At 73.1% G+C, this 8,125-nt stretch carries 6 protein-coding genes and 1 pseudogene; 4 read left to right on the forward strand and 3 right to left on the reverse strand.

From position 1 onward, the window contains the following. Positions 1-762 precede the first annotated feature (762 nt). Entirely contained in the window at positions 763-1,764 is a 1,002-nt protein-coding gene (locus I003_RS0128405; protein WP_027774580.1) for a helix-turn-helix domain-containing protein, read from the forward strand. Here the strand turns inward: I003_RS0128405 and I003_RS0128410 are convergent. Beyond that, positions 1,751-2,080 (reverse strand): helix-turn-helix domain-containing protein, encoded by a 330-nt coding sequence (locus I003_RS0128410; RefSeq protein WP_027774581.1) that lies wholly within the window; start codon positions 2,078-2,080, stop codon positions 1,751-1,753. The genes I003_RS0128405 and I003_RS0128410 overlap by 14 nt on opposite strands. 91 nt (positions 2,081-2,171) lie before the next feature. Here I003_RS0128410 and I003_RS0128415 point away from each other — a divergent pair, with 91 nt between their 5' ends. Together I003_RS0128415 and I003_RS0128420 are read left to right on the forward strand one after the other, a co-directional pair. Further along, on the forward strand, positions 2,172-3,356 hold the full coding sequence (locus tag I003_RS0128415; protein ID WP_027774582.1) for an MFS transporter: 1,185 nt from the start codon (positions 2,172-2,174) through the stop codon (positions 3,354-3,356). Between the two features lie 71 nt (positions 3,357-3,427). Then, on the forward strand, positions 3,428-4,930 hold the full coding sequence (locus tag I003_RS0128420; protein ID WP_027774583.1) for a glycoside hydrolase family 43 protein: 1,503 nt from the start codon (positions 3,428-3,430) through the stop codon (positions 4,928-4,930). 178 nt (positions 4,931-5,108) lie between these two features. On the opposite strand, the gene I003_RS0128425 is transcribed toward I003_RS0128420, so the two are convergent. After that, positions 5,109-6,020 carry an MmyB family transcriptional regulator gene (locus I003_RS0128425; protein WP_027774584.1) on the reverse strand — a complete coding sequence of 304 codons (912 nt, stop codon included), beginning with the start codon at positions 6,018-6,020 and terminating at the stop codon, positions 5,109-5,111. A 357-nt stretch (positions 6,021-6,377) separates the two neighbouring features. Here I003_RS0128425 and I003_RS0128430 point away from each other — a divergent pair, with 357 nt between their 5' ends. Then, positions 6,378-7,793: an endonuclease/exonuclease/phosphatase family protein gene (locus I003_RS0128430; RefSeq protein ID WP_027774585.1), complete on the forward strand. Its 1,416-nt coding sequence runs from the start codon at positions 6,378-6,380 to the stop codon at positions 7,791-7,793. A gap of 168 nt (positions 7,794-7,961) precedes the next feature. Here I003_RS0128430 and I003_RS36265 read toward each other — a convergent pair. After that, positions 7,962-8,125, reverse strand: a pseudogene (locus I003_RS36265) (IS701 family transposase); the annotation flags it as partial.

The raw sequence follows: 8,125 nt of genomic DNA on the forward strand, positions 1-8,125 counted from the left end.
GGGGCGAAGCCCCATCGCGCAGCGACGCCCCCGCAGCGAAGCGGAGGGGGCGCCCTTGACGCCGGACGCAGGCCCGACAATCAACAAGCGGGGTGGCCCGGGGGGAGCCCCCACGACACTGGCCCACCCCGACACGGTCCCCACCGCACCCGCCCCCGTCACGGACGGGCGTCCACCCCGACGCGGGCACCCCGTAGACCGGTCCACCGCACGTACAACGCCCGCCCCGGCACGTACCCCCGGCCCCGCTCCACCCACCCCGCGGGCCAGCCGCCGGCGCCGGTGACTCGGGTTCACTGTCGGAGCGGGCGCATACCCTTGGGCGGGCGTGAGGGGGCGTGCGGTTCTGGACGAGTGACGGATCCCCCGGCGCCGGTGACCCGGGTTCACTGTCAGAGCGGGCGCATACCCTTGGGTGGGCGTGAGGGGACGTACGGTTCCGGCGAGTGACGGATCCCCCGGCACCGGCCGTCCGCCCTCGGCCCCCTGGCACCGGCCCTCCGCCCTCGGCCCTCCGGCACCGGCCCTCCGGCCCTCCGCCCCCGGCCCTGCCCCCCCGCCCGTCCTTCCTCCACGTTCTCGACTTCCACGCCAAGACCCGCCCCCACCCCACCTACCCCCCACCCCCCTGCGCCGACTCCGTCGCCTTCACCCCCCCCGGCTCCCCCATCCGCGTGACCCCCGTGGCGTATGCGCCGACGTGAGCGGGAAGTTGCCCTGCAACTGAGGCCGCGGGTCGCACGTCTCATCCACGGGGGAATCATGCTGCACATCGAGTTCACTTCTGCCGATCTCAACCGGCTGCGCTCGGCCGGGGACGTCAGTCCCATGTGGGAAGTCGTCCTCAGCCTGCAGGCGTTGCAGACCGGGCACGCCGCGCTCGCGCTCGATCCGTGGCGGCGTCGGGTGCGGGGTGAGGTGCATGCAGCCGGGCTGGGGGAGACCGTCGCGTCGTTACAGCGGCTGTGTCCGGAGGCCGCGTACTTTCCGGACTTTCTCACGCCCAGCGCCGGGGGCGGGCGGACGCTGGATGCCGAGTTGGAGCAGGTGCTGCGGACCCCGAAGTCCCGGCTGCGCACGGAGATCGGGCTGCTCTGCGCCAACGGCCGGCCGCCCCGGGGTGCGCGGTGGTTGGCCGACGGGGAGCCCGGTGCGTTGCGGCGGCTCGGGGATGCGGTGCGGCGGTACTACGCGGTGGCCGTGGCGCCGTATCGGGAGGCGATCCGGTCCGCTGCCGCCGCCGACCGGCCCGTGCGGGCCGAGGCCGCGTTGCGGGAGGGGGCCGAGGGGCTGCTCGCCAGTTACGCGCCGGAGGTGACCTGGCGCGGCGACCGGCTGGAGTGCGTGTATCCGGTGAGCAGGGGGTTCTCCCTCGACGGGCGGCCCCTGACGCTGATCCCGTCGTTCTTCTGCACCCGCAGGCCCGTCGCCCTTGCCGACCCCGAACTGCCGCCCGTCCTCGTCCATCCGCTCACCCCCGCCCCCGGCTGGCTACCCGGCGCCGGCGCCGGGCCCGCCGGGTCCGGCCGGGCCGCCGACTCCCTCGTCCGGCTCATCGGCCTCACCCGTGCCCGGGTGCTGGAACTCCTCGACCGGCCGATGTCGACCGGGCGGATCGCGGACGCCCTGTACGTCGCGCCCGCCAGTGCCAGCCGGCACGCGGCCGTTCTGCGCGAGGCCGGGCTCGTGCGCTCTGAGCGGCGCGGGCACTGCGTGCTGCACCGGCGCACGGACCTGGGGGAGGCCCTGCTCAACGGCGCGTGACGCCGTCCGCCGCCGCCGCGTTGAGCACCGAGTCCAGCAGGCCCGGGAAGCGTTCGTCGAGGTCGTCCCGGCGCAGCCGGACCAGCCGCGTCCGGCCCTGCACCGTCGTCCAGGTCACGCCCGCTTCGCGCAGCACGCGGTAGTGGTGCGACATCGTCGTCTGGTGGACGTCGAGGTCGCCGCCGATGGCGTTGCAGCTCTCCTCGCCGGTCGCGGCGAGCCGTAGCACGACCTCCAGGCGCACCGGGTCGGCGAGCGCGCGCAGGACGTCGACCATCCGGATCGACTCGGCCGTGGGCTGGGACACCTCGCGCATCGTTCTCCCGCATCCTTCCGATGTCTGCGCCCAGCCTACCCACACATGGATACATGGACAACAATCCATGTATTGCCTACAGTGCCGTTCCGTGACCAGACAGCTCCTGCCCCTCGCCCTCGCGACCTTCGCCGTCGGCACCGACAGCTACGTCATCGCCGGACTCCTCCCCGCCATCGCCGCCGACCTCGGGGTGTCCACCGCCGCGGCCGGGCAGCTCGTCACGGTCTTCGCCCTCACGATGGCCGTCTCCGCCCCGGTCGTCGGCGCGCTCACCGGCGGGCTCGACCGGCGTACGACCCTGCTCATCGCACTCGGCGTCTTCGCCGCCGGCAACGCCGCCACCGCCCTGGCCGCCGGCTACGGGACCGCCATGGCCGCCCGCGTCGTCACCGCCGTGGGCGCCGGCGTCATCAACTCCGCCGCCTCCGGTACCGCCGCCGCGCTCGTGCCGCCCGAACGCCGGGGCCGGGCGCTGGCGTTCGTGCTCGGCGGGCTGACGCTCGCGACCGCGCTCGGCCTGCCGCTCGGCACGCTGATCGGCAGCGCCGACTGGCACGTCACGCTCTGGGCCGTCGCCGGGACCGGGCTGGTCGCGGCCGTCGGTGTCGCCGTCGGGCTGCCGCCCGTACGACTGCCCGCCGCGTCGCTCGGCGACCGGCTGCGCCCGCTGGTGCGGGACGGGCGGGTGCCGGGGCTGCTGGCCGTGACGACGCTGGCGTTCCTCGGTGCGTACACGCTCTACACCTACGTCGCCCCCGCGCTCCACGACGCCACGGACGGCGACGACTCGCTGCTGACCGCGGTCCTGCTCGCCTGGGGCGTCGGCGTGCTGGCCGGGAACACCGCCGCCGGGCGGCTCGTCGACCGCCGCGACCCCGCTCGCGTCCTCACCGGCCCGCTCGCGCTCGCCGTCCTCGCGCTCGCGCTGACCCCGCTGGCCACCCGGGCACTCATACCGGCGCTGGTCTGGGCGGCGGTCTGGGGTGTGGCCGTGGGCTTCGTCGTCGTACCGCAGCAGCACCGTCTCGTGGCGCTCGGCCCGGCCGCCGCGCCGGTGCTGCTCGGGCTCCACTCCTCCGCGCTGTACGCGGGGATGGCGCTCGGCGGCGGCCTCGGTGGGCTGGCGCAGGAGTGGGGCGGGCTGGGCGAGGCGGGGCTGGGGCCGGTGGGTGCGGGGGTCACCGGTGTGGCGCTGCTGTGGCACCTGGCCACAACGCGGGGGTCGCGGTTGCGGAGGCCGCGACGGGTTGTACAACGTTGCAATCTCCGCTAGGAACCTCCTGAAGCCCGCCCGGCACCGTTCTGCGCACCACACCCCCAAGGCACCGCACGGAAGGTAGCCCCGTGACCCACGCCGTACGCAGACTCCGCCGCCGGCGCCCCTGGCCGGCTCTGGCCGCGACGCTGCTCGCCGTCGCCGTGGTGGCCGGCCTCGGGCCGGCAGCCGCCGACGAGGCCCCGGTGAACGACCGCGCCGCGGCCGTTCCGGCCACCGGACCCGCCGCCCCCGCGGCCGACAAGCCCGCCGCCGCCGGTCAGTTCCGTAACCCCGTCAACACCGGCGCCGATCCCACCCTCGTCACCCACGAGGGCAACTACTACGTCGCCACCACCCAGGGCGACGCCCTGCGCATGTGGAAGTCCCCCTCCGTCGCGACCCTCCTCACCGCCTCCCCGCACGAGGTCTGGCGCGACAGCGACCCCTCCCGCAACCAGCAGATCTGGGCCCCCGGTCTCCTCAAGGACGGCGAGCGCTGGTACCTCTACTACACCGCCAGCGACGGCAACGACGCCACCCACCGCATGTACGTGCTGGAGTCCGAGGGCGACGACCCGCTCGGCCCGTACCACTTCAAGGCCAAGGTCGCCGACTTCTCCAACGACCGCTGGGCCATCGACGGCGAGCCCTTCCGGCACGACGGCAAGCTGTACTTCGCCTGGAGCGGCCAGCGCGACGACGGCGTCGGCAACCAGCTCTTCGTCGCCCCCATGTCCAACCCCTGGACGCTCTCCGGCGGCCGGGTCCACCTCCCCGCGGACGGCAACTGCCCCGAGGTACGTGAAGGCCCCACCCCGCTGACCAACGCCGCCGGCCGCCTCTACCTCACCTACTCCGCCTGCGACACCGGCAAGCCCGACTACGCGATCTGGGCCAAGTCCCTCGCCCCCGGCGCGAACCCGCTCGACCCCGCCGCCTGGCGGCAGGAGCCCGGCCCGATGTTCTCGCGCAACGACGGCGCCGGCGTCTACGGCCCCGGGCATCACTTCTTCTTCAAGTCACCGGACGGCAGCGAGGACTGGATCGCCTACCACGCGAAGAACACGACGACGTACACCTACAACTGGCGCACCACGCGGGTGCAGAAGATCGGCTGGACCGCCGACGGCCGCCCCGACCTCGGCACCCCCGTGGCCGCCGGTGCGACCATCGACCTGCCCGCCGGCGACCCGGGCCCGGGCACCACGGCGATCAACGACACCGACCCGCAGGTGACGTACACCGGCAACTGGAACTCCGGCGGCGGCTGCGCCGTGCAGTGCTTCTGGGGCAACGACCACTGGAGCGCGGAGGCCGGCGCCACGGCGACGTTCACCTTCACCGGTACGCGGCTGGCGCTGCTGTCGGTCAAGGACACCGGCAACGGCATCGCCGCGATCTCCGTCGACGGCGGCCCGGAGCAGCGCGTCGACTACTACGGAAGCCCGCGCGTCGGCGAGCAGCTCCAGTGGGTGAGCCCGGAGCTGCCGCGCGGCGAGCACACCGTACGGATCCGGGTGACGGGTGAGAAGAACCCCGACTCGGGTGCGGCGTTCGTGTCCGTCGACCGGGCGGAGGTCTCTCCCTAGGCGGCCGTGAGGCGCCGCGGTCCACCCGCGGTGGCCTCCGGATCCTGAGAGAAACGCGAAGGTGCCTTCCCGGCCGGGCCGAGGAAGCTCGTACAGAGCTCGTGCGGAGCCTGTACGGAGCTCGTACTGAGCTTCCGTCACCGCGGCGGGAAGGCGCCTTCCGCGTGCACATGTGGCACTAGCGGTGCTGCCGGTACGGCTCTTCGGCGGGCCCGGTCGCCGCCCAGCTCGCGAGGAGCCGCAGCCGCTCTTCCGAGGCGGTCCCGGGCTCGGCGGTGTAGACGGTCAGGTCGCGCACCGCCCGGTCGGACAGGGGCAGGTCCAGGGAGCGGAAGGTCAGCTCCAGCCGGCCGACCTCGGGATGCTGCAGCCGTTTGGTGCCCTCGTGGCGGATGCGGACGTCGTGCCTGGCCCACATGGTGCGGAACTCGGGGCTGAGCGTCGACAACTCGCCGACGAGCTCACGCAGGACCCGGTCGTGGGGCTCGCGCCCGGCTTCGGCGCGCAGCAGCGCGACGGAGATCTGCGCTCCGTCCTCCCAGTCGACGAAGAAGTCCCGGGAGCCGGGGTCGAGGAAGAAGTAGCGGGGAAAGATGGGGCGGCCCCGCTCGCCGGTGCTGCTGGCGAACATCGGCGCGTACAGCGCCCGGAAAAGCGCGTTGCTCGCCAGGATCTCCGCACGGCCGCTGCGCACGAAGGCGGCGGACATCGTCACGGAGTCGAGCATCCACTGGACCGAGGGCGGCAGCTCGACGTCCCTGCGGCGGGACGGCGTGCGGCGGGCGGGCCGGGCTGCCCGGGCCAGGGCGAACAGGTAGGCGGACTCGTCCTCGTTCAACCGCAGCGCCCGGGCGACCGCGTCCAGGACGTCTTCGGAGACACCGCCGATGTGGCCCTTCTCCAGCCGCGTGTACCACTCGGTGCTGACACCCGCGAGGACGGCGACCTCCTCGCGCCGCAGCCCCGGGACCCGGCGACGGCCGCTGGTGGGCAGCCCCACTTGCTCCGGGGTGATCCTCGCGCGCCGGCCGGCGAGGAAGTCCCGGATGTCGGCGCGGTCGTCGCCGCGCTCGGCGGGTCGGGGGGCCATGCCTTCCACGGTAGCGGCGGGGCGGCGGGGAGGGAGGTCGAGCTGGTACCCCCGATAAACCGAACCTTCTCCGCGCGCGCCGGCGGCGGTTTTGTGGGGGCAGCGGTCCGAACCGGACCCCGTTTCGGGGGTGTGGGGTTCGGCACCCGAAAAGACCCGAAGTGGACCATCCCCGATCGGAGGACAACGGCCCGGCGGCTGCGGCCTTTCGGCGCCGGCCGCCGGGAACCGGCATATGAGGCGAAGGCGTGTACAAGGGCGCAGTCCGCCGATGCGCCCGCGACGCGGTGACGGCGCGCACGGACGCGCATGCCGGAACGCCGAACGGATGCGTCCACGACACGGAAACGAGGATTCATGCACTTAGCAACAGCACCACGCCGCCGCCGGACCGGGCGGGCCAGGCTGCTCCCCCTCGGCGCGCTGCTGGCCCTGCCGCTGCTGGTCACGGGGCTGCCCGGCTCCTCGCCGACCGCGCAGGCCGCGGCCGGGGACCGTACGACCGCCCAGTGGAACATGCACGGCCAGTTCCAGGGCAGCGAGGGGGAGCCCGGCGCCGCCGAGTCGCGCTGGCAGAACGCGGTGCCGGAGTGGCTGCGCCACGCGGACGTCCTCGCCCTCCAGGAAGCGGGGAGCGCACCGCCGGATCGGGCGGTCTGGAACGAGCACAGGTTCGTGGGCAGGGGCGTCACCGAGCACACCCTTCAACTCGGTGGGTTCGATCATCCGGACCTGGTGAACATCTACTGGGGGGACGTGGGCCAGCAGCGCAACGGACTGGCCATCGTCACCCGGGAGACCGCCACCGACGTCGTACAGCTCGCCGTCCACCACGACACCCTCGAGTCCCGGCCCATCATCGGCGTCCAGCTCGGTAACGACTGGTACTTCACCGGCCACGCCCGCGCCCTGGGGCAGAACAGGGAGAACGACGCCGCCGCGATGTACGAGGCCGCCCGGCAGGAGATGCGGCGACGCGGCGTCCCCGACCAGAACTGGCATTTCCTGGCCGACTTCAACACGCATCCCTCCCGGATGCCCGCCGGCTTGCAGGACCGTATCGTCGCCGTGGGGGAGCCCACCCATCAGGGAGGCGGGGAACTCGACTTCACCATGGAGGGGGCAGCCACCAACCAGACCGCCCGAGCCCAGCGGCAGTGGCTCAACTCCGACCACTACGGGCTGCTGATGGACTATCAGGGATGCCGTAAGCGCGATCTGGCGTGCGAGGCCCCGCTCCCCGGACACACCTACCGCTTCTTCGCGGACTACTCCGTCGGCATGGCCCTCACCCGCGCCCGCACCCTCGTCGGAGAACCCGAGCTGCGGCAGTACCGGCCCGGCCGCGACTCGGGCGATCCCGACTTCCTGGTGCAGCTCCGCTACAGCACGCAGCCGGGCGAGTACCTGCTCGCCTACGGCGGGGACGGCAACGCCTGCATCGAGCGGGCCGGCAATGACGCGGTGGTCGGGGCCTGCGACCCGGACAACGAGGAGCAGCACTGGAAGCTGGACGGCAGCAGGCAGATCCAGGACCCGGATCACACGGTGTACCTCCAGCCGGGCGGCGCGGGTCTCATCGTCCGCGGCTACCAGTACCCCTGGCGGGCCAGGCCGCTGTCCTACGAACCGCCGCACGACCTCCGCAAGCGGGACGACGAGGCGCAACCCGAGCAGCCCGAACAGCCGGACCCCGGCCGGGCGGACGACGCGGACGCGGAGCTGGAGACGGACGAGGAGACCAGCACCGACGTCGGTGAAAGCAACGGCTAGTACTACAGGGCTAGATCTTGATCACCTGAAGTCGTAGCCGCCTTCGGAAGTGGTGGCGTCGTGCCTCCGCCTGATGCGCGCGCCTCCAGATCGACCAGTGAAGTCCCTGGTCGATGGTGGTGCGAGTCGAGCCGATCAGGTTGAACAGCCGCCGGGCCTCGGTGACGGTCAGGGCCGCGAGCCGCCGCGTTCGCGGCCCGCGGTCACCGCCCAGGCGTGAAGAGCCCCCTTTTGCGGGGTTCGGGTCATCGCGGCCAGGAACGCCAACGCCAGCATGGACAGGGTGATATGGCGATACCAGGCGTCGTATTTGCGTACCTGGTAGTTGTCCA

The sequence above is a fragment of the Streptomyces sp. CNQ329 genome (genome assembly GCF_000482585.1).

What these genes read in the sequence shown, in the direction of transcription:
- I003_RS0128405 (WP_027774580.1), top strand. Translation starts at nt 763, where the DNA reads ATGCTGCACATCGAGTTCACTTCTGCCGATCTCAACCGGCTGCGCTCG.
- I003_RS0128410 (WP_027774581.1), bottom strand. Translation starts at nt 2,080, where the DNA reads ATGCGCGAGGTGTCCCAGCCCACGGCCGAGTCGATCCGGATGGTCGAC.
- I003_RS0128425 (WP_027774584.1), bottom strand. Translation starts at nt 6,020, where the DNA reads ATGGCCCCCCGACCCGCCGAGCGCGGCGACGACCGCGCCGACATCCGG.
- I003_RS0128430 (WP_027774585.1), top strand. Translation starts at nt 6,378, where the DNA reads ATGCACTTAGCAACAGCACCACGCCGCCGCCGGACCGGGCGGGCCAGG.